Raw genomic sequence first — 19,492 nt, 5'->3', positions numbered from 1 at the left:
TAAAAAATTGTTTAAAATATCTTTTGCAAGGATTTGCATTACTCCTGACATTCAGCGTCTCCGTTGCAAGGTTGTTTTGTTGCATGTAGTTCTAAATCGTCAAGCTTTCCGTCTTTGTCGTAGTCTATTTTTATGGAAACCTCAAAATTAGAAGCATCTAGCTTGATGATATTATAGCTGAAAACTTGTTGGCCAAAACTTAATAAAAGATTTTTACCTTTAATTTTCCAGATCATTCCGGTAGACGAGATCGCACAGTTACCAGTAGGAGTAATGTAGACAACCTCAACGTAATGATGGTCTTGTCCGGGTCTGTTCTGGAAATAAAATCTATCTTTTCCACATCTTTCTGTGTGCTGATAATCGTATAGCACACCATTAAGTTTTATTTTACTATAAACCCATTTACCAATAACCAAGCTTTCAGGATAAATTTCAGGTTCTTCTACAGGTTGGCTATCTTTTTTCTTGCAACAAAGTTGAATTGATACAAATAACAGAGTGAAGTAAAGGAAAATTCTTGTCATTTTAATTGGTTATATTGTGTTTTTTATTTCAAACCAATAATGTGGTGCGCCATCGTATATGAAGCTTTCTTTTAGTTCAAAACCACATTTTAGTAGTACATTTTTTGAGCCAGCATTTTCTACATCACAGATACCGTAAATTTCTTTCAAATTCATTTCTTCAAAACCATATTTCAAACAAGCTATTGCAGTTTCGCTAGCAATACCTTTGCCCCAAAAGCTTTCGATTAATCGATAACCTAAATCATAATAATTAACTTTCCCATTGATAGGTTCTACGATGTATTTGAAACCCGTCCAACCCACAAAATCTCCACTGCTTTTTTCAATAATTGCCCATCGGCCAATGCCTAAATCTTCGTATTGCTTTTGGATTAATCGAATTACATTTTCGGCTTCTGCCAAGGTTTTGATAGGATTGTTGCCAAGGTAGGTATGTACTTTCGGATTGCTATCCAATTCAAATATTCCTGCGGCATCTTTATCCACTAAAGGTCTAATGTAAAAGCGTTCGGTTTCTATCATAGGTTAGATATTTTTCGTTTTTAAGGATTTCAAGAAAACAAAACCTACTGCGCCAGAAAATATTGACGTACAAAGGATGGCGAATTTTGCAGTAATAATATGTTCAGGATTTGAAAATGATAACATCGAAATGAAAATTGACATGGTAAAACCGATACCTGCTAACATCCCGACACCAATTACATGTTTCCAATTGGCTGCGGTTGGTAATTTTGCCAATTTCAGTTTTACTGCAATGAAAGAAAATAAACTTACACCTATTGTTTTTCCGACAAAAAGACCAAGGATAATGCCTAAACCTAAGGGCGAAGTTAGGCCTTTAATCATGCCGCTTTCAAATGTGATATTGGTATTGGCCAAAGCGAAAATAGGCATAATCAAAAAGTTAACTGGCTTAGTTAACCAATGCTCTAGTTTTTCTAAGGGAGATGTACTTGAGTTTTCTTCAATAGGAATGGTAAAAGCCAATAGTACGCCAGCAATGGTTGCGTGTATGCCTGAATGGTGCATGAAATACCAAAGAAAAATTCCGGGTATTAAATAAAACCAAAGCGATTTAATTTTGAAATAATTGAATGCAAAAAGTGTAGCTATAATGGCTGCAGCGATAGAAAGTTCTAGCCAATGGATTTGTTCTGTATAAAAAATGGCAATAACTAAAATAGCCCCTAAATCATCAGCGATAGCTAAAGCAGCCAGAAATATTTTTAAGGATGATGGCACACTTTTACCCAGCATAGCGATAATTGCCAATGCAAAGGCAATATCTGTTGCCATTGGAATTCCCCATCCGCCTGCTGTTTCGGTACCGCTATTAATGGCGAAATAAATTCCAGCTGGAACCAACATTCCTCCAACCGCTGCTAACACAGGTAAACTTGCTTTTTGTACGCTAGAAAGTTCTCCTCCAATTAATTCCCTTTTAATTTCTAAGCCAACTAGAAGGAAGAAAATTGCCATTAAACCATCATTAACCCAAGCTGAAACTGTGTAGTTAATATGAGTACTGCCAATATCGAAACCTAATTTTGTGTTTAATAGGTTTTCAAATCCTTTTGCTGCGCCAGAATTAGCAATTATTAAAGAAATAGCAACGCAAAATAGCAGTAAAACACCACCAATTTTTTCAGAATTAAAGAAATTTTTAAAAGCAGAAGTATTGCCGTTATTCATCCAGCTAATTTACGGAATTAGCTCCTATAAATATTCTTCAATATCGCCTTTTCCTTCACGAATAACCTCGAAATCTCCACCCGTACAATCAATCACCGTAGAAGCCTCGTTATCACCATAACCTCCATCAATCACCAAATCAACCAAGTCTTCGTATTTTTCGTGGATTAATTCTGGGTCTGTAGAATATTCAATTACCTCATCATCGTCTTTTATCGATGTAGAAATAATCGGGTTGCCCAAAGCTTCTACAATTTGACGGGCTACGTTGTTATCAGGTACACGAATACCTACCGTTTTTTTATTAGAACTTAACAGCTTAGGCACGTTGTTGTTCGCGTTAAAAATAAAAGTAAACGGACCTGGCAAAGCCTTTTTCAATACTCTGAAAACAGTGGTGTCTATAGGTTTGATATAATCAGAAATATGCCTTAAATCAGCACAAATGAATGAAAAGTTAGCTTTTTCAGGCTTGATGCCTCTAATTTTGCAAATCCTTTCAATGGCTCTGTGGTTGGTGATATCGCAGCCCAAACCATATATCGTATCAGTGGGGTAAATGATAATTCCACCTTTTTTTAGTACTTCAACGGCTTGTTCAATAGCCTTCGGGTTGGGGTTTTCTGGATAAATTCTGATAAGCATATGTAAAAATAACAAAATGATGTGGTACTTGTTTCGGTATCGGGGTTTATATTGCTACTTTAGCAGCAAACGAACATAAAATTAACCATCTAAGATATCTAAGATCATTTTAGCCTTATTCAAAACAAAAGCTTAAATGTACTAAAATGTCTAAGGTGAAAAAACATTAATTAACTGAGATGAGAAAAGCATTTGTGGCATTTGCAGCTTTTTTGGTTGCATTTACGGTAATGTTAGGACTTTACCATCCATTCTTATGGTGGACATTTTTATTTACTGGCCCAGTAGTATTGTTAGGGATTTACGACATGGTTCAGCCTAAGCGAAGCATTGTACGTAACTATCCGGTGGTTGGTCGTTTGCGCTACTTTATGGAGCACATGAGACCAAAAGTTTATCAGTATTTCGTAGAAAGTGATACTAACGGAACTCCCTACAATAGGTTAAATCGTTCTTTAATCTATCAACGTGCTAAAAAAGAATTAGATACTATTCCATTTGGTACGCAATTAAATGTGTATGAAAATGGTTACGAGTGGTTAAGTCATAGTATTATGGCTATCAGTCACCACGATTTAAATTTGAAACCTAGAATTTTAGTGGGTGGACCGGATTGTAAGCAGCCTTACTCTTCAAGTGTGTACAATATTTCTGCAATGAGTTTTGGTTCTTTAAGTCAAAATGCGGTGTTGGCACTAAATGGTGGTGCAAAGTTGGGCGATTTTGCTCATAATACTGGCGAAGGCGGGATTAGCGATTATCACCGTCAACTTGGCGGCGATTTGATTTGGCAAATTGGTACAGGCTATTTCGGCTGTAGAAATATGGACGGAACTTTCAATGGCGAAGCTTTTGGTGAACGTGCCCAAACCGAGCAAGTGAAAATGATTGAGATAAAACTTTCGCAAGGAGCAAAGCCAGGGCATGGTGGTATGTTACCAGGAAAAAAAGTTACCCCAGAAGTGGCTCGTATTCGTTTGGTACCAGAAGGTAAAGATGTTCTATCGCCTCCAGGACACTCCGCTTTTTCTACGCCAATAGAATTGATGAACTTCGTAAAGCAATTAAGAGATTTATCTGGCGGAAAACCAGTTGGATTTAAATTGTGTATCGGTCGTAAAAGTGAGTTTTTTGCCATTTGCAAAGCGATGATAGAGACTAAAATTTATCCCGATTTTATTACCGTAGATGGAGGAGAAGGTGGTACAGGTGCTGCACCACAAGAGTTTTCTAATTCGGTGGGTATGCCGTTAAGAGATGGCGTGGCATTTGTTCACGATGTTTTAGTGGGCTTCGATTTGAAAAAGCACATCAAAATTATTGCTTCGGGTAAAGTATCTACAGGTTTCGACATTGTTAAAAATATAGCTTTGGGAGCAGATATGTGCAGTGCCGCAAGAGGTATGATGTTCGCTTTGGGCTGTATCCAAGCTTTGGAGTGCAACAGCAATACTTGCCCTACTGGTGTGGCTACGCAAGACCAAAGTTTAATGAAGGGTTTGGTGGTTGAGGATAAGAAAGTAAGGGTGAAAAACTTCCATAACCAAACTGTAGCTAGTGCGGTAGAGCTATTAGGCGCTGCCGGATTGAAAGAATTTAGCCAGTTAACCAGAGCTTATATTAATAGAAGGGTTAGTCCTAATGTGATACAGAATTACAGAGAAACTTATCCTTACCTGCCGGAAGGTTCGTTGTTGCAAACGCCATATCCTTCTCGATTTGAGTTAGGGATGGCCTTAAGTACCTCTGCAAGTTTCTTGCCTACTGATTATAAAGTTACTGAGGTGGATTACCAAACTGCTAATCCTTATCATGAGTAAAAGCCCCTCACTGCCTTTCAGGCATCTCTCCCCAAAGGGGATAGAGTAGCGCAGGTAGCTTAATGGTAATGGATAAATAATAAAGCATTAAACCGTCATGCTGAATTTATTTCAGCATCAGCTAAATGTTATCAAACAACAAAGCCATTTAAATCTTAAGTGGCTTTGTTATGCAAAAAGTTTTTTATTCCTTTTTCTTTAATCCTTGCTTCAATTAAAATTCAGCGCTCTTAGGGAAACGAGGAAAAGCAATTACATCGCGAATGTTGGTCATGCCAGTAACGAAAAGTACTAAACGCTCGAAACCTAGGCCAAAACCAGCATGTGGAGCAGAACCAAAACGACGGGTATCTAAATACCACCATAGTTCTTCTTGAGGCACGCCCATTTCATCCATACGTTGTTTTAAAACATCCATACGTTCTTCACGTTGCGAACCACCAATCATTTCTCCAATGCCTGGGAACAAAATATCCATTGCAGCAACGGTTTTGTTATCATCATTTAAACGCATGTAGAAAGATTTGATATCTTTCGGGTAATCCGTTAGAATTACCGGACGTTTAAAGTGTTTTTCTACCAAATAACGCTCATGTTCACTTTGTAAATCAGCTCCCCAGCTATCAATCAGGTATTTAAACTGTTTTTTCTGGTTTGGTTTTGATGATTTTAAAATATCAATTGCTTCTGTATAAGTTAAACGTTGGAAATCGTTTGCTAAACAGAAATCTAATTTCTCTAACAATGTAAACTCGCTGCGTTCGTTTTGCGGTTTTTGCTTTTCTTCTTCCGCTAAACGGTTGTTTAAAAACTCTAATTCCTCTTTACAGTTTTCTTTAGCATAGCTGATGACATATTTCATCATGTCCTCTGCCAATTCCATGTTGTTTTCCAAATCTGCAAAAGCAACTTCTGGTTCAATCATCCAAAACTCAGCCAAGTGACGAGTAGTGTTTGAATTTTCAGCTCTGAAAGTTGGTCCGAACGTGTAAATCTGTCCAAAAGCCATTGCTGCTAATTCACCTTCTAGTTGTCCAGAAACGGTTAAGTTCGTAGCACGACCGAAGAAATCTTCTGAAAAATCTACTTTTCCATCGTCGGTACGAGGCACGTTATCGAAATCTAAAGTAGTTACTTTAAACATTTCACCAGCGCCTTCTGCATCACTTGCGGTAACCACTGGAGTATGCATGTAAACAAAACCTCTTTCGTTATAAAACTGATGAATAGCAAAAGCTAATGCGTGGCGAACTTTAAAAACAGCATTAAAAGTATTAGTTCTGAAACGCAGATGCGCAATTTCTCTTAAAAACTCTAAACTGTGCTTTTTTGGTTGTAGAGGGAATTTTTCAGGGTCACTATCGCCTAAAATCTCAATAGCCGTAGCTTTAATTTCTACAGTTTGCCCTTTTCCTAACGATTCGATTAAAGCACCAGTAGCTTTAATTGCAGCGCCAGTAGTAATTCGTTTCAACAAATTCTCATCGGTATTATTAAAATCAACCACAACTTGGATATTGCCCATGCAAGACCCATCGTTTAACGCAATAAACTGATTATTACGGAAGGTTCTAACCCATCCCATAACCGTTACCTCAGTGTTAAAATCTGTAGATTTTAATAAATCCTTAATTTGTTGTCTCTTAATCATATTGTTTTATTGTAAAAGTCGCAAAAATAACGATTTACAGTTTAATTTTAGGTATTTAGCTTGGGTTAATTTTAAACTTAGTTTGCGTATCTTTCCTGTAATATGGTTATGTTTGTGTTTAAAATTATTCTAAATTAACTGTGGCAAAATTTCGCTCGTGGCTCAGTGCTAACCATATTATTGGTGATCCTAGAAAATTTTCTCTCGAAGAGCGGATATTTAATACGTTTTGTGTAATCGCTGTTGTAGCACTTTTTCTCGAAATTTTCTTTAATTACTATATCGGTTTAGAAGTAGTAGCGGTTATTTGTTTGTTCGGGAGTTTGTTCTCAGCTGTACTTTATTATTTGTCGCGGATTAGGCGAAGTACGAAGATTGCGATACGTAGCCTAGGTATTGTTGCCAATTTTACCTTTCTACTCAATTACTTTTTTAATTCGGGCATTTATGGGCCAAATATGGTGTTGTTTTGCCTTATTCTGCTGATTACCATTGTGGTGGTGCCTAAAAGAGAGTTGTTGATCTGGATTTCTCTAAATCTGGTAACTGTTTTTGGTGTTTTAACCTACGAATATTTAAATCCAGAAGCGATACCTAATGTTTATACTGATGATTTAGCTAAAACTGTAGATTTTGCTGTAACTTATGTTGTAGCAGCGCTATTGATTTGTTTAAGTATCTATTTCATCAGGAATAGTTACGACAAGGAACGTGATGTTGTTTATCAAAAGACAGAAGAGATAGAGGCGCAGAGCGATCAAATTATGTTGCAGAATAAAGAGTTGGAGAAACTCAATTCTGAAAAAGCAAAACTATTCTCTATCGTAGCGCATGATATTCGCTCGCCGCTGAGTTCGATTTTGGGTTATTTAGAGATCTTGGCCGTAATGGATATCACGCCAGAAGAAAACGATACCATTAAACGACGTTTGCTTCATGTTACCAGGGATACCGCAGAGATGTTAGCTAATGTGTTGGCTTGGTCTAAATCGCAGTTAGATGGGGCAAGGGTTGATATTGTTGCGGTAGATGTGGCTCATGAGTTGCGAAAGGGGCTGAGCTTGGAGGCTAATATTGCTGAGAAGAAGAACATCGAACTTGAGCTTGATTTGGAAGATGGGGTTTTGATTGCTGCGGATCTAAATATGTTTTTGATTGTAGTTCGCAATTTGGTGAATAATGCAATTAAATTTACACCAGAAGGTGGCAGGGTGCATGTTTCTTTCAGTTATGATGACGAACGTTGTTTTGTGAAAATAAAAGATAATGGTTTAGGGATAAGCGAAGAAGAGCAAGAGAATCTATTCAAGCTGAAAGCGCTTTCAACTTTTGGTACTAATAACGAAAAAGGGGTAGGATTAGGCTTGCTGCTTTGCAAGGAATTTACAGAGTTGCAAGATGGAGAGATTTGGTACGAGCCTGATAATGATAAGGGAAGTATTTTTGTAATTGCTTTTAAACTTTATAATACTGTTAAAGATAGTGATACCAAGTAGTTATCTGGCGTAATAGCCAATTTTCCTTTGTGCATTCCTATTAATGTTTTAGCAATTGTTATTGCTGTACTATTAAAGTTCGCAGTTTGTCCAGAGGTGATTTCAATAACTGCTTCATCATCTTTTTGGTAAGATTTTATGGTGATGTTATTGATTGGCCCGTTTTTGAGGATGTGGGTCACCAACTGCGTAATTGCTTCCTTTAGTCTATCGTATTCAGCGTGAATGGCTGTTGTAATTGTGTTTTCGATTTTAATATCTGCAGTGCTGATGCTTTTTTGAATGTCTGCTAAAAAATCGCCCAGATTAATCTCTGTTACATTGAGTTTAAAGCCGCTATTTTCTACTGGGTAAGCAGACTTTAAGTTTTCTAAACTGGCAAATAATTTCTGGCTAGCTTTTTCTAGGCGTTCTGAAAAGCTGATCACAGTTTTTGGATCCTCTGCTTTACGCTTTAATAATTCGGAAGTTAGAGAGATGGATGTTAAAGGATTTTTTAGATCGTGGACGGTTTTGTGTAAGAAATCGACGAAAACTCGCTGTGTTTTTTCGTTTTCGATATGTTTTTCGATGATATCGGATGTTAGTTGAGCAAAATCTTTTAGTAAAACGATATCTTGATCTGTGAAGCTGTACGGTTTGATGTCGAAAACAATGAGTGAGCCGATGTTACTGCCGTTAGTAGACATCAATGGGATAGTTGCGTAACAGTTAATTTCCTCTTCGGTATTGTTAGAAGGGAATTTTTCGGATATGAAAACTTCTTTTTTATTTAGGTTGCCTCTGACAATTTCTTCTTCTATATCAAAATGATATAGTGCAGCCTGCTCGTTGTCGACAAAAGTTAGTTCTGCATTATGGAAAAATGCAATTTTAACCATTGCTATATCAACGCCCTTAGTAACTAGATTGCTTATAGTGATTAACGATTTAATAAGCGATTTTCTGTTCATGTTATTTTCAGGATTTTCCATTTGAGTTTATAAATAATCATTCATATACAAATATACATTTTTGTTTATTTGTATATATTTTGTGTATTTTTTATGTTTTTGCATATTTTAAAGTTGAATTTTGTGTTTTTTTGGTATATTTTTCTATTTATTGATGATTTAATGTGTTTTGTGATTGAAAATTTTATGATATTTTATATTTAATTAGTTTTTTAACTATTTTATTGTTGTTTATTTTGTATTTTTTATTTGTTTTTTAATTTTTACAGGAAAAAATGATTTATTTTCTTATAAAATATTTTTAATTTCAAAAAATAGCTATATATTTGTTGTGTTCATACAAAAAAGTACATTTATATTTGGTTTGATTAAAGCTCTGGTTGGATGGCCAGAGCTTTTTCATAAAACAAATGAAATGACAAAGAGATTTTAAACTAAACCTAAACAACCTATAGAAAGCCAGTCAGTTTTGATTGGCTTTTGTTTTATCTACTAGTTTTAGCTATTAAAACTGTATGAATTTCGCTTTCACTCGCTGATCTTTGAAATCTACTTTAAAAACATTCGTATCAATAGACCCGATTTCTTTTAAAAAGCCTTTTAGAGTTTCCAATTCGTGGTAATTAAAATAAACGCTATCGCCATTTTTATTGGTCATTAGCTTAGATTGTGATGGAGCGCCTTCTACAAAGCTGATGTAGATTAATCCTTCTTTATTTAACAGATGTTTGGCGTCAACAATGAATTGCTCACATTCGGTAGGAGAGAAGTAAGGAATGCAGAAGCCTGCAATAATTGCATCGAATTTCGTGTCTAGTTCGCTAATTTTTCTGGCATCCATTACGGTGAAGCTAGCTGTTGGATTGTTCTTTTCTGCTAGCTCAATCATGTTCGGGGCAAGATCTATACCGTGGATATGTAAATCAGGTCTTTTGTTGAGCAGATATTTTGTGATATTTCCAGGACCGCAACCTATCTCTAATACTTTGGCATTTTCTTTATCAATGGCATTACAAACGAAATCATAAGTTTCATTGTACAAATCCATATACATGAACTTGTCTTCGTAAATTTTGGCAACTTTATTCCAAGTGTTTAAGTTTTGTTGGTCGTGGTTCATAATGTTAAATCTACAGAAAACCTAATGACTTTTGTGGCGAAGAATTTTCTGTCGGCAACTTTGCCAATTTTAGTTGATCGATTGACATATAAGATCGACAATTTTGTGCAGGATTTTTTGTTCTCTAAACCCGATTGAAGCGAAAATACTTTTTGTTGCGTCATTTCGACGAGGAACGAGGAGAAATCTGTAAGATAGCAGCATTATACTTGTAGATTTCTCTCTGCGTTCGAAATGACGGCGGAGGGAAAACAAAAAGATTGCAGCGGAAAGCGGGACTGACGTAGACGAAGAACTACTGAAACTGCTTTTCAAAAAAAAAGAAACGCTCAAAGATCTCTCCGCTACGGTCGAGATGACGGCACAAAACAAAAAAAAACCAGCTGATTGCTCAACTGGCCTTTTTATAAGATATATCTTTCCGGCTTGCGGAAAAAACTTTCTGACTATTTAGCTAAAACTTCTTCAACTAAATCTGCAGCTTCTTTCAACAAAATTGCTGAGTAAACTTTCAATCCAGACTCGTCGATTAATTTTTTAGCTTCTTCAGCGTTAGTTCCTTGCAAACGAACAATGATAGGCACTCTAATGTCGCCAATTTCTTGATAAGCATCAATTACACCTTGCGCAACTCTGTCGCAACGTACAATACCACCAAAAATGTTGATTAAGATTGCTTTTACGTTAGGGTCTTTCAAGATAATGTTGAAACCAGCTTTAACTGTAGTAGCGTTAGCGGTTCCGCCTACGTCTAAGAAGTTAGCAGGCTCGCCACCAGCAAGTTTAATAATGTCCATTGTAGCCATCGCTAAACCAGCGCCATTTACCATACAACCTACGTTACCATCTAATTTAACGTAGTTAAGGTTACTTTCGCTAGCTTCAACGTCTGTTGGATCTTCTTCTAATTTATCACGCATTGCTGCATAATCTGGATGACGGTATAATGCATTTTCGTCTAAATCAACTTTAGCATCAACAGCAATAATTTTGTCATCGCTAGTTTTTAATACTGGGTTAATTTCGAACATAGATGAATCTGTTTGATCGTAAGCTTTGTACAAAGCGGCAACAAATTTTACCATTTCTTTGTGTGCAGCACCGCTTAAACCTAAGTTGAAAGCAATTTTACGAGCTTGGAAACCTTGTAAACCTACTTTAGGATCAATAGTTTCTTTGAAAATCAAGTGAGGTGTGTGTTCAGCAACTTCCTCAATGTCCATACCACCTTCGGTACTATACATAATAATGTTTTTGCCAGCAGCACGGTCTAAAAGTACACTCATGTAGAACTCTTTAGTTTCCGTTGGACCTGGATAGTAAACATCTTGAGCAACCAAAATTTTGTTTACTTTCTTGCCTTCTGCACCAGTTTGAGGCGTAACCAACTGCATTCCCAAAATATCGGTAGCTCTTTGCTTCACCTCATCTAAGTTTTTGGCCAATTTAACGCCGCCGCCTTTACCTCTACCTCCAGCGTGGATTTGCGCTTTAATCACAACCCAGTCAGAGTTAAAGTCAGTTTTCATTTGTTTAGCGGCCTCAACAGCTTGGTCAACTGTGTCAGCAACAATGCCTTCTTGGATAGCAACGCCAAAACTCTTTAGAATTTGTTTACCTTGATATTCGTGGATGTTCATTTCTTTAAAATTTGCCCAAATCTACAATTTCAAATCCTTTATGCCAATAGTAAAATTGATTTAAATGTAAAGAAATAGCAACGTTACTACGATGTTATTGTTAAATTGTTGGATTGTTAAATTGTAGGCTTAAATATTTGTCTATTTTTTGAAAATGTAGGGGCGGTGTTTCTTGGCTAATGTAGCCCCGCTTTTGCTCATAGTCCTCGCTTCGCATCGCTAACGCTCTCGCTCGCTGCGGGCTAATCCGCTCAATCGGGTTTAATTAACAATGGAATGTTGCACAAACTTTGTCAATCTTAATATGCTGATGGAAAGTAAGATTGACAAAGTTCATGAAATGGGGTTTTTTTGGTTCTTCGAGAAGTACTGAACCCATTTTTCAGATTTTTTCATTTTATCTCCTTAGACGTAAAAATTTAATAAGATGAGGTAAAGCCAAGCTATTGGAATATTTAATAGCATCAGCCCCATAGTTTTAAGATGTTCAATCCATCTTTCCTTGTTGAGAAAAGCACTTAAGGTAATTATTAACAATACAAGCATGTTTACAGGTATGATAACAAGCAGGTAATAAAAGCCCAGATATGCAAGAGCGATATGATTTGTAATGATTAAGGTTAGAAAAAGTAATGTTCCGATTACAAAAGAACAAATGGCTGTCCAAGTACCAATCCTGATTTCTATGATAGTTTTCATTTGCTTAATGTTGCTTTTAGACTTTTTACCGCTTCCCAATTCCAATAACTAAACGATAACCAAGATCCAGTTTTCTGTCTTTCTAAAAACCACTCAATTTTATTATCTAGTCTTTGGTTAAAACTGTCTTTAGCATTTTTAATGGTTAACGCTTTTCGCTCTGCTTTACTTAACGGAGGCGCTGCATTTGTGTCTTCTACTGTAACTACAGCAACTCTGGTAGCTGTAGAATCTACTGCCGCCGTTATTTCATCGTGACTTGCTTGTTCGCTCTCAGCCTGTATGATAGCATGTTTTAAGAGCAACTCTCGGTTTTTCTGTAATAGGGGTAGGGTTTTGTCAGAAAAGCTCATCAAATGATCAACATCAACACCTATCTTGTGAGCCTTTTCAAAGTTGTAACTCACAATTAAAACATCCCAGTTTACGAAACTTAATAGTACCAAAAGCACGTACCAAACTTTCGAATTGATGCGGTACAAAAAGAAAATTGTTCGCTGCTTTGCAATTTTGAGATAAACTGTAAGCAAACCTATGAGACTAAGTGTAGCGAAAACAGCTACGCCAATTCGTTTGTGGGTCAATCCGTGGTAAAAAATATAATCGTAATCTCGGTGAAAAACAGAAAGTACCAAAAAAGCATTTTGTGCAATCCAAAAGTAGGCGAGTGCTTTGATAAACTTGTTTTTACGGTAAAAATTAAGGGTTCCGCTAAAGAAGTATACCACAATTAACATGGCAATTACAATGCTGAAAATTAAGGTGTTGGTTCCATCGTGCAATTCTGCCGAAAAATCTTTGCCAACATCAACTTTGTTGTTTAACCACAAGGTAGAAATATCGATAGCATTTAAAAATAATAGTAAAATGTTAAGTGCTACGAAAGATATGATACCGATAATATTTTCGGTCTTAAGCCCTAGTAGCTTCTTAGTCTGATTGCCAGAAAACAGGGTTTTGAAATCCTCAAAAAGCAGATTTCCATTGTTTTTTCTACGTTTTCTCGTAAGTTCATCAGTTTCCCTAATTTCTATATCTTCTAACAGATTACTCTTAACAGTAACAATTATTCCAGCGGTGATACAGCTACCCAGCGCAATAAAAATGCACTTAAAAAAGCTGATATCAATAAATAAAAACCTGAAAATACTGCTGAAAAACTGGCTAATATGAGCATTTAAGGTGTTTACATATTTCGCAAAAATGGGATTAGCTAAACTGTAGAGCGAACAAAAGATGACCACCATTAACAGAGGTAAAACAATGTATTTTACCGGTTTCAGTATTGGTTTCAGATTGATTTTACCAACCTTCGTCGCTCTCAATTTGCTAATTACGCCAGACGGACCACTAATGACCTGTAAAACTCCCCAAACCAAAGCCGTGGTTGCCGATTTTAGCATTACAAAATGAGCTGTTCCCAGAAATATAAGCAAGGTGATAAACCAAGTAATAATAGCGAGTAGAGAATTGTTGTAAGCAATATAAATAGCTACTGCTAAATGTGGTAGTGCGGTGTATAACTTCGTTTTGTGAAAAGGAATTTGCTTATCTGTAAAAGTAATGGCAAGGATAAATAGCGAGTACAGTAGTAAATTCAATCCTAAAAATTCATCCCAAAATAGGAACTGAAATAGAAAGCCGCCGATTAAAATGAGCGGAAGACGGTAATCAATTTTTTGTATCATTTGTTTTGATGGTTTGGATTTAGAGTGTGGTTGCATTATATATTGATGTGATGCAAGTCGGCAATTTGGATAGAGAGCCAAGCGAAAAAAATAGCGATGGGGATATTGACAAGCATGATTACAATAGCACGAAATATCTGCGGATGGTTAGTCCTGGGGCCTAACAAATGCAGCATCAGGATAAATAGGATTAACCCGTTAACCATAAAAGCTACCAATAGAAATATGCCCCCAACCACCATAATCTGATCTATTTTACTGATTGCAAATGCTAGAAAAATGCAAATACCCGTTAACAATGATATTCTTGCACATTTTTTAGCGATAGCTACTACAGACAATTCGTGTTGATTTTGCATTTGTTAAAGTGCTTTGTGTTTCAAAGTAATTATTCAAAAAAATATCGCCAGCTTAACTACCAGCGAAAGGGGTTCCAAATACACCTACAGCTAATTCAGCCCAGATCAAGAACAGAACGATCAAAATAGCTATGGTAAGTAAAATTCTTCCATTGGCTGTTTTAACTTTTCTAGTCACTAATTCAATAGCTAGTCCGGTGATGGTTAAGAGCGTACCCATAATGATAAAATCGAATAGTTTCCAGTCTACCTCGTTTGTAAACTGCATTGCCACAGCTGGAATTGCTAAAATAAAAGCAATAATGGCGAAAGTGGTAATTAATCTTTGTTTCGATGTTGTTTTAAGTGTTGTCATTGTTTCCATGATTTGATTATTTAAAGTTAGTATAAAGTACTTTGTTTTTCAAAGTTAAAGTTTAAAAAAAATTAAATTCCTTTGATCATCTTTTCTAAAGCATCTAAGTGCGACTGAAAAGATTGCTTACCCAAAGGGGTGATGGTATAGGTGGTATTTGTTTTTCTTCCAATAAAAGCTTTGTGCATTTTAATATATTCTGCCTGCTCCAAAGTGTTTAAGTGGGAGGCAAGGTTACCATCAGTTAATTCTAGCAGCTGTTTCAGGTCGTTAAAGCTCACACTATCGTTCACAATAAGCACCGACATCACACCTAGCCTTATCCTGCTATCAAAAATCTTATTTAGTGAGCCTATTGGGTTTTTCATTTGTATGCTACGATTTTAAAATTTACGATTTACGATTTTGGAAATTCCTAAACCTTAAACCTTATGCCTCTCGCCCTGTTCCTTTCTCATATTTAAAATACATGATGCTGCCGTATAAAATATGCAGTACGCCAAAACCAGCGGCCCAAAAATACAAACCATATCCAATATTAAACATGGCGATAATACCTAAAATAATTTCGCAAACACCTAAAAACTTGATATCCGAATGAGTAAACTTGCTAGCGTTAATTAGCGCCAATCCGTAAAAAATTAATGTACTTGGCGCAACTAAACCTACTGCATTACTATGGTTTAACAATAATGCAATTACAAAAAGCCCACCCGTAACTAAGGGAATTGCCAGGTTTACAATCAAATTTCTACTTGTACTGTCCCAAAGTGGAAGGTTTTTCTTTCTGCTTTGTCTATAAGTAAAGAATATGCCTCCTAACAATGCAAAAACTAGCACCAATATTCCAATTTTCAATAGCTCAATTTCGATATCAGACTGGGCATCATAACCAAATCCAATATTGCCCGCTAGATAATCTTTTAAAGCTTGGTGTGCAAAATAAGCGCCCACTAAAGCAGTAACTCCAGCGAAAATACCCGATAATCCACTTAATGAAATAAATTTCGACGAGCGGTTCATGATATTCCTGATATCATTAAGCGTATCTAATTGCTCTTGTTGGTTCATTTTTAAAGTGCTTTGTGTTTCAAAGTTAAGAATGGATTTTTGATTTCCAAATTAATTTTTAGAAAATATCGATTTCTTTCCTGCCGCTCAATTAACATTTCAACTTTGTAACCTTCCAATCTTTCAACAATTAATCTACATTTGCATTATGTTACAAGCCAAGGGGATAAAAAAAGCGTACGGTAGCCTAGAGATATTGAAGGGTGTAGATTTTGAGGTAAATGAAGGCGAAATTGTAAGTATAATTGGTGCATCTGGTGCCGGCAAAAGTACGTTGTTACATATTTTGGGAACATTAGATCAGCCTGATGCTGGTATAGTAACTTTAAAAGGCACGGAAGTTAGCAAGCTTTCTGGTGAGCGTTTAAGTGTTTTCAGAAATCAGAATATTGGCTTTGTATTTCAGTTTCACCATTTGTTGCCAGAGTTTAATGCTTTGGAAAATATCTGTATTCCGGCGTTTATTGCAAAAAGAAGCAAGAAGGAAGCAGAGAAAAGAGCTGCAGAGCTATTAGATCTGTTTGGCTTGAAAGATCGTGCTCATCATAAACCAAATGAATTATCAGGTGGCGAGCAACAACGAGTTTCGGTAGCAAGGGCTTTAGTAAATCATCCATCAATTGTATTGGCTGATGAACCTTCTGGAAATTTAGATTCAGCAAATGCAGATGCACTACATCAGTTATTCATCAGTTTAAGAGATAACTTTAAGCAAACTTTTGTTATCGTAACCCATAACAATGAGTTGGCTAAAATAAGCGATAGGGTAGTCACCATGAAAGACGGGTTAATAGTTGGCAGTTCTCAGTAAGCAGTTTACAGTAGGCAGTTTGTTAGCCTAAGCGTGTCGAAACCCAAACAATAAAGCAATATAACATAAAGCAATACAACAATTGAAAATTTTAATTACCGGAGGCAAAACAGCGACAGCTTTAAAATTGGTAAAAGCGTTCGAAGGTTGGGAAGTAGTTTTAGGCGATTATGGAGATATGCCTACTATCGCTACTAACACTTACAGCTTTGTAGAATTAGGCGGATGGAATGCCGACGTACTAGCCCACAATCTGCTCACTAAGTGTTTAGATTATGGAGTAGATGTACTAGTTCCACTTTACGAAGCTGAAATTGCTGCGCTGACAAAGTCGCTAGTATTGTTTGAGGAGTTTGGATTGAGTGTATTGTTGCCTGCAAATCCAAAGTATAAATCTTCAAAAATTACGGATTGGCTTGTTTTCGATAACGGAAAGTTGCTTTATAGCACTTCAGAAAATAATCTCGATCTAGCTCAGCAAGCAACATTAAATGGTGTATATGCAATTGAGGCCGAAACCGAAGAGCTAAGCTTAGTTTCCATTACAAATCCTTAATGAAGGATGATTTCTTAAAATTTAACAACCTTTTATGGCATTTGAAAAATTCTTAACCGATAAAAAGGCGGTTGCCATTGTACTTGATAATGCTTTATATCCTCAAAAAGATTATTTGTTGCAAGTTTATTATTTGTTCTCTGAGTTTATGGCATATTCTGAGCAGATTGATGCAAAGGCGATCATCGATTTTATGAGTAGTGAATATGAAAAGGAGGGCAGTAGTGATGTTTTTGCAAAGACAGCGGCCAAATTTTCAATTCAAGAAAAGTATCAGCACAATTTCGATTTGCTTCATGAAACTGCTCGTCTCCCGCTAAAGCTGTTGTTATTTCAGGGAGTGCTAAATTTGTTGCAGGAGGCAGTTGTAGATAGAAAACAGATTTTTATTCTGGCGGATGGAAGTCCTGCTGTAGCCATTAATAAAATAAAGCAACTAGAATGGAATGGTTTAGAGCAATACTTAAAATTGTACTTCACAAAAGAGTATGAAAACTCACTTCATTCAACCATTGATCAGTTATTGAAAGAACAAGATCTTGAAAAAGATGACGTTGTACTGATTGTGCCGGAAAACCAAAGCGAATTTGAAATCGTAAATTCGGATATAAAATGTTTTTCTGTAACAGAAATATTGTAAATAATATTTCGTTAATTAGTGGTGCTTATTAATTATAAAATGAATAGAAGATTCTTAGTGGTACTGTTCGCGGTATCTGCTCTTGCCTTTGGAGCTTGTAAAAAAAATAAGGTAGAACCTAACCCTACACCAGATCCTCCGGTAACTCCGCCTACAACTACTGCAACAAGGCAACAGTTAAGTCTAGATTCTATTTTTCTGTATGCGAAAGAAATTTATTATTGGAATGACAAACTTCCTACATACGCAGCTTTTAATCCAAGACAATACAGTTCTTTAAGTACAGACTTGCTGAATTACGAAAAAGAGCTGTTTGAAATATCGAAATATTCTAATCCAGGAGAATACAAAACCAATTATACAGCGCCTAAATTTTCGTATATTTTCGATAAATCAAATAAAAACCCAACCGCAAATATCAATCAAACAGCATCTGTAGATTTGGAAGGAAACGGTAACGATGTAGGAATTAGGTTTAATATTTTTACATATTCTAACGATCCAGGCTTCTTGTTCTTTGTGGGTGGTGTATATCCAGGTTCTCCTGCTGAGACTGCTGGAGTTACGAGGGGAGATTTAATCACGAAAATTAACGGTAAAAGTTTTGGAGCTAATTATAACGGGGAGTACAATGATTTGGATGCAGCTTTAAATGCTACAACAATGGCAATTGAAGTGAAAAAAGCAAATGGAACTACGGCAACATATAATTTAACTAAATCTGTTTTCAAAAGTAGCCCTATCTACAAGTCTAGAATAATCACAGCAGATTCTAAAAAGATTGGTTATTTGGCATATGCGAGATTTTCTAATGCTGAGAATTCTGAAACCGCGTTGACAAATGCAATTAATGGTTTTGCAAGTAGCGGTGTGAGAGATATCATTATAGATTTTAGATACAACGGCGGCGGCTACGTAAGTACTGCCGAGCATTTAATCAATTTGCTAGCGCCATCAACTGTATCCGGTGTAATGTTTACCGAATATTTTAATGCGACTATGCAGGCTGGAAACGCAAAAATATTAGTTAATCAACCACTGTTAGATGGAGCTGGAAAAATAAGGTATAACTCTAGTGGGAAAATGCTTACCTACGCGGATGTAAACTATGCACCTTCAGCGAATATAACTAACTTCTCAAAGAAAGGTAATTTAACTAATGTTGATAAAATCGTATTTTTGGTTAGTCGCAATACTGCATCTGCAAGTGAGTTAGTAATTAATAGTTTGAAACCTTTTGTAAATGTGAGTTTAGTTGGATCTACAACTTACGGAAAGCCTATAGGTTTCTTTCCGGTTACAATCCAAAATAAATACGACGTTTATTTTTCTTTATTTGAAACAAAGAACTCTGCTGGCCAAGGTGGCTACTATGACGGAATGACACCAACAGTAAATGCTTCTGAACTTGTAGCTGGAACCAGTAATTATATTATGTACGAATTTGGCGACGTTAGAGATGGATTAATTAAACAAGCTTTAACAATTATTGCTCCTAACGCAACGACTGTAAATAGCACTTTTACTAAATCTACATTAAGTAAATCTATACAGACTTCTAGCGTAAACTCTTCTAGCTTAGAGCTAGTAGATCGAGAATTTAAAGGGATGGTAGAAAATAGATTTAAAATTAAAAACTAATTAGAATAGCATTGGAAATGAATTAAGGTCGCTATTGCGACCTTTTTTTTATTAAAATTTTTACAAATTGCTGTCTAAAAATTAAGATACATTATTGTTATTCTTTTAAAAAATTGTTAAGC

20 protein-coding genes are annotated in these 19,492 nt (G+C 36.1%); 6 read left to right on the top strand and 14 right to left on the bottom strand.

The window, feature by feature from the left end; genetic code table 11:
* Positions 1-38: 38 nt before the first annotated feature.
* The 4 genes from AC23ME_RS07855 to AC23ME_RS07840 are packed head-to-tail and all read right to left on the bottom strand — an operon-like array spanning position 39 to position 2,870.
* Positions 39-527 (bottom strand): lipocalin family protein, encoded by a 489-nt coding sequence (locus AC23ME_RS07855; protein ID WP_487727205.1) that lies wholly within the window; start codon positions 525-527, stop codon positions 39-41.
* Between the two features lie 9 nt (positions 528-536).
* Positions 537-1,052 carry a GNAT family N-acetyltransferase gene (locus AC23ME_RS07850; RefSeq protein ID WP_487727204.1) on the bottom strand — a complete coding sequence of 172 codons (516 nt, stop codon included), beginning with the start codon at positions 1,050-1,052 and terminating at the stop codon, positions 537-539.
* Positions 1,053-1,055: 3 nt separating this feature from the next.
* Complete coding sequence (gene nhaA, locus AC23ME_RS07845) at positions 1,056-2,225, bottom strand: Na+/H+ antiporter NhaA (RefSeq protein WP_487727203.1); 1,170 nt, start codon at positions 2,223-2,225, stop codon at positions 1,056-1,058.
* 24 nt (positions 2,226-2,249) lie between these two features.
* Positions 2,250-2,870, bottom strand: coding sequence for an L-threonylcarbamoyladenylate synthase (locus AC23ME_RS07840; protein WP_487727202.1), 621 nt, complete (start codon positions 2,868-2,870; stop codon positions 2,250-2,252).
* A 179-nt stretch (positions 2,871-3,049) separates the two neighbouring features.
* Between AC23ME_RS07840 and AC23ME_RS07835 the strand changes: the two genes are divergently transcribed.
* On the top strand, positions 3,050-4,690 hold the full coding sequence (locus AC23ME_RS07835; protein WP_487727201.1) for an FMN-binding glutamate synthase family protein: 1,641 nt from the start codon (positions 3,050-3,052) through the stop codon (positions 4,688-4,690).
* 214 nt (positions 4,691-4,904) lie between these two features.
* On the opposite strand, the gene asnS is transcribed toward AC23ME_RS07835, so the two are convergent.
* Positions 4,905-6,341, bottom strand: a complete 1,437-nt coding sequence (gene asnS / locus AC23ME_RS07830; protein WP_487727200.1) for an asparagine--tRNA ligase — start codon at positions 6,339-6,341, stop codon at positions 4,905-4,907.
* Between the two features lie 140 nt (positions 6,342-6,481).
* Here asnS and AC23ME_RS07825 point away from each other — a divergent pair, with 140 nt between their 5' ends.
* Positions 6,482-7,837: an ATP-binding protein gene (locus AC23ME_RS07825; protein ID WP_487727199.1), complete on the top strand. Its 1,356-nt coding sequence runs from the start codon at positions 6,482-6,484 to the stop codon at positions 7,835-7,837.
* Here AC23ME_RS07825 and AC23ME_RS07820 read toward each other — a convergent pair.
* The 9 genes from AC23ME_RS07820 to AC23ME_RS07780 form a co-directional block, all read right to left on the bottom strand.
* The gene (locus AC23ME_RS07820) at positions 7,804-8,811 is read right to left on the bottom strand and encodes a GAF domain-containing sensor histidine kinase (protein WP_487727198.1); all 1,008 of its coding nucleotides are present in this window, start codon (positions 8,809-8,811) and stop codon (positions 7,804-7,806) included. The two genes, AC23ME_RS07825 and AC23ME_RS07820, sit on opposite strands and share 34 nt — an antisense overlap.
* Positions 8,812-9,295: 484 nt before the next feature.
* A complete protein-coding gene (locus AC23ME_RS07815; protein ID WP_487727197.1) occupies positions 9,296-9,910 on the bottom strand; it encodes a class I SAM-dependent DNA methyltransferase in 615 nt (204 codons plus the stop codon).
* 446 nt (positions 9,911-10,356) lie between these two features.
* Positions 10,357-11,550, bottom strand: a complete 1,194-nt coding sequence (gene sucC / locus AC23ME_RS07810) for an ADP-forming succinate--CoA ligase subunit beta (protein ID WP_487727196.1) — start codon at positions 11,548-11,550, stop codon at positions 10,357-10,359.
* 405 nt (positions 11,551-11,955) lie between these two features.
* On the bottom strand, positions 11,956-12,249 hold the full coding sequence (locus AC23ME_RS07805; RefSeq protein ID WP_487727195.1) for a hypothetical protein: 294 nt from the start codon (positions 12,247-12,249) through the stop codon (positions 11,956-11,958).
* Positions 12,246-13,937: a DUF4153 domain-containing protein gene (locus AC23ME_RS07800; protein WP_487727194.1), complete on the bottom strand. Its 1,692-nt coding sequence runs from the start codon at positions 13,935-13,937 to the stop codon at positions 12,246-12,248. Before AC23ME_RS07800 ends, AC23ME_RS07805 begins: the two co-directional genes overlap by 4 nt.
* A 35-nt stretch (positions 13,938-13,972) precedes the next feature.
* Positions 13,973-14,296, bottom strand: a complete 324-nt coding sequence (locus AC23ME_RS07795) for a hypothetical protein (protein ID WP_487727193.1) — start codon at positions 14,294-14,296, stop codon at positions 13,973-13,975.
* A 52-nt stretch (positions 14,297-14,348) separates the two neighbouring features.
* Positions 14,349-14,660 carry a hypothetical protein gene (locus AC23ME_RS07790; protein WP_487727192.1) on the bottom strand — a complete coding sequence of 104 codons (312 nt, stop codon included), beginning with the start codon at positions 14,658-14,660 and terminating at the stop codon, positions 14,349-14,351.
* A 62-nt stretch (positions 14,661-14,722) separates the two neighbouring features.
* Positions 14,723-15,019 (bottom strand): winged helix-turn-helix domain-containing protein, encoded by a 297-nt coding sequence (locus AC23ME_RS07785; RefSeq protein ID WP_487727191.1) that lies wholly within the window; start codon positions 15,017-15,019, stop codon positions 14,723-14,725.
* 61 nt (positions 15,020-15,080) lie between these two features.
* Positions 15,081-15,722, bottom strand: a complete 642-nt coding sequence (locus AC23ME_RS07780; protein WP_487727190.1) for a hypothetical protein — start codon at positions 15,720-15,722, stop codon at positions 15,081-15,083.
* Between the two features lie 148 nt (positions 15,723-15,870).
* On the opposite strand from AC23ME_RS07780, the gene AC23ME_RS07775 reads away from it, so the two are divergent.
* From AC23ME_RS07775 to AC23ME_RS07760, 4 genes are all read left to right on the top strand, one after another.
* Entirely contained in the window at positions 15,871-16,533 is a 663-nt protein-coding gene (locus tag AC23ME_RS07775) for an ABC transporter ATP-binding protein (RefSeq protein ID WP_487727189.1), read from the top strand.
* A gap of 82 nt (positions 16,534-16,615) precedes the next feature.
* Positions 16,616-17,089 (top strand): hypothetical protein, encoded by a 474-nt coding sequence (locus AC23ME_RS07770; protein WP_487727188.1) that lies wholly within the window; start codon positions 16,616-16,618, stop codon positions 17,087-17,089.
* Positions 17,090-17,123: 34 nt separating this feature from the next.
* Entirely contained in the window at positions 17,124-17,729 is a 606-nt protein-coding gene (locus tag AC23ME_RS07765; protein ID WP_487727187.1) for a haloacid dehalogenase, read from the top strand.
* A gap of 39 nt (positions 17,730-17,768) precedes the next feature.
* Entirely contained in the window at positions 17,769-19,370 is a 1,602-nt protein-coding gene (locus tag AC23ME_RS07760) for a S41 family peptidase (RefSeq protein ID WP_487727186.1), read from the top strand.
* Positions 19,371-19,492 lie beyond the last annotated feature (122 nt).

The sequence above is a fragment of the Pedobacter sp. T50_32 genome (assembly GCF_057652195.1).
Note: the sequence above shows the minus strand (reverse complement) of the source record. Positions and strands in the feature narration are given on the sequence as shown.

Coding starts and splice junctions, on each gene's coding strand:
- AC23ME_RS07785 (WP_487727191.1), bottom strand. CDS start 15,019: ATGAAAAACCCAATAGGCTCACTAAATAAGATTTTTGATAGCAGGATA.
- AC23ME_RS07850 (WP_487727204.1), bottom strand. CDS start 1,052: ATGATAGAAACCGAACGCTTTTACATTAGACCTTTAGTGGATAAAGAT.
- AC23ME_RS07760 (WP_487727186.1), top strand. CDS start 17,769: ATGAATAGAAGATTCTTAGTGGTACTGTTCGCGGTATCTGCTCTTGCC.
- AC23ME_RS07855 (WP_487727205.1), bottom strand. CDS start 527: ATGACAAGAATTTTCCTTTACTTCACTCTGTTATTTGTATCAATTCAA.
- AC23ME_RS07765 (WP_487727187.1), top strand. CDS start 17,124: ATGGCATTTGAAAAATTCTTAACCGATAAAAAGGCGGTTGCCATTGTA.
- AC23ME_RS07775 (WP_487727189.1), top strand. CDS start 15,871: ATGTTACAAGCCAAGGGGATAAAAAAAGCGTACGGTAGCCTAGAGATA.
- AC23ME_RS07800 (WP_487727194.1), bottom strand. CDS start 13,937: ATGATACAAAAAATTGATTACCGTCTTCCGCTCATTTTAATCGGCGGC.
- AC23ME_RS07790 (WP_487727192.1), bottom strand. CDS start 14,660: ATGGAAACAATGACAACACTTAAAACAACATCGAAACAAAGATTAATT.
- asnS (WP_487727200.1), bottom strand. CDS start 6,341: ATGATTAAGAGACAACAAATTAAGGATTTATTAAAATCTACAGATTTT.
- sucC (WP_487727196.1), bottom strand. CDS start 11,550: ATGAACATCCACGAATATCAAGGTAAACAAATTCTAAAGAGTTTTGGC.
- AC23ME_RS07780 (WP_487727190.1), bottom strand. CDS start 15,722: ATGAACCAACAAGAGCAATTAGATACGCTTAATGATATCAGGAATATC.
- AC23ME_RS07805 (WP_487727195.1), bottom strand. CDS start 12,249: ATGAAAACTATCATAGAAATCAGGATTGGTACTTGGACAGCCATTTGT.
- AC23ME_RS07815 (WP_487727197.1), bottom strand. CDS start 9,910: ATGAACCACGACCAACAAAACTTAAACACTTGGAATAAAGTTGCCAAA.
- AC23ME_RS07795 (WP_487727193.1), bottom strand. CDS start 14,296: ATGCAAAATCAACACGAATTGTCTGTAGTAGCTATCGCTAAAAAATGT.
- AC23ME_RS07840 (WP_487727202.1), bottom strand. CDS start 2,870: ATGCTTATCAGAATTTATCCAGAAAACCCCAACCCGAAGGCTATTGAA.
- AC23ME_RS07835 (WP_487727201.1), top strand. CDS start 3,050: ATGAGAAAAGCATTTGTGGCATTTGCAGCTTTTTTGGTTGCATTTACG.
- nhaA (WP_487727203.1), bottom strand. CDS start 2,225: ATGAATAACGGCAATACTTCTGCTTTTAAAAATTTCTTTAATTCTGAA.
- AC23ME_RS07820 (WP_487727198.1), bottom strand. CDS start 8,811: ATGGAAAATCCTGAAAATAACATGAACAGAAAATCGCTTATTAAATCG.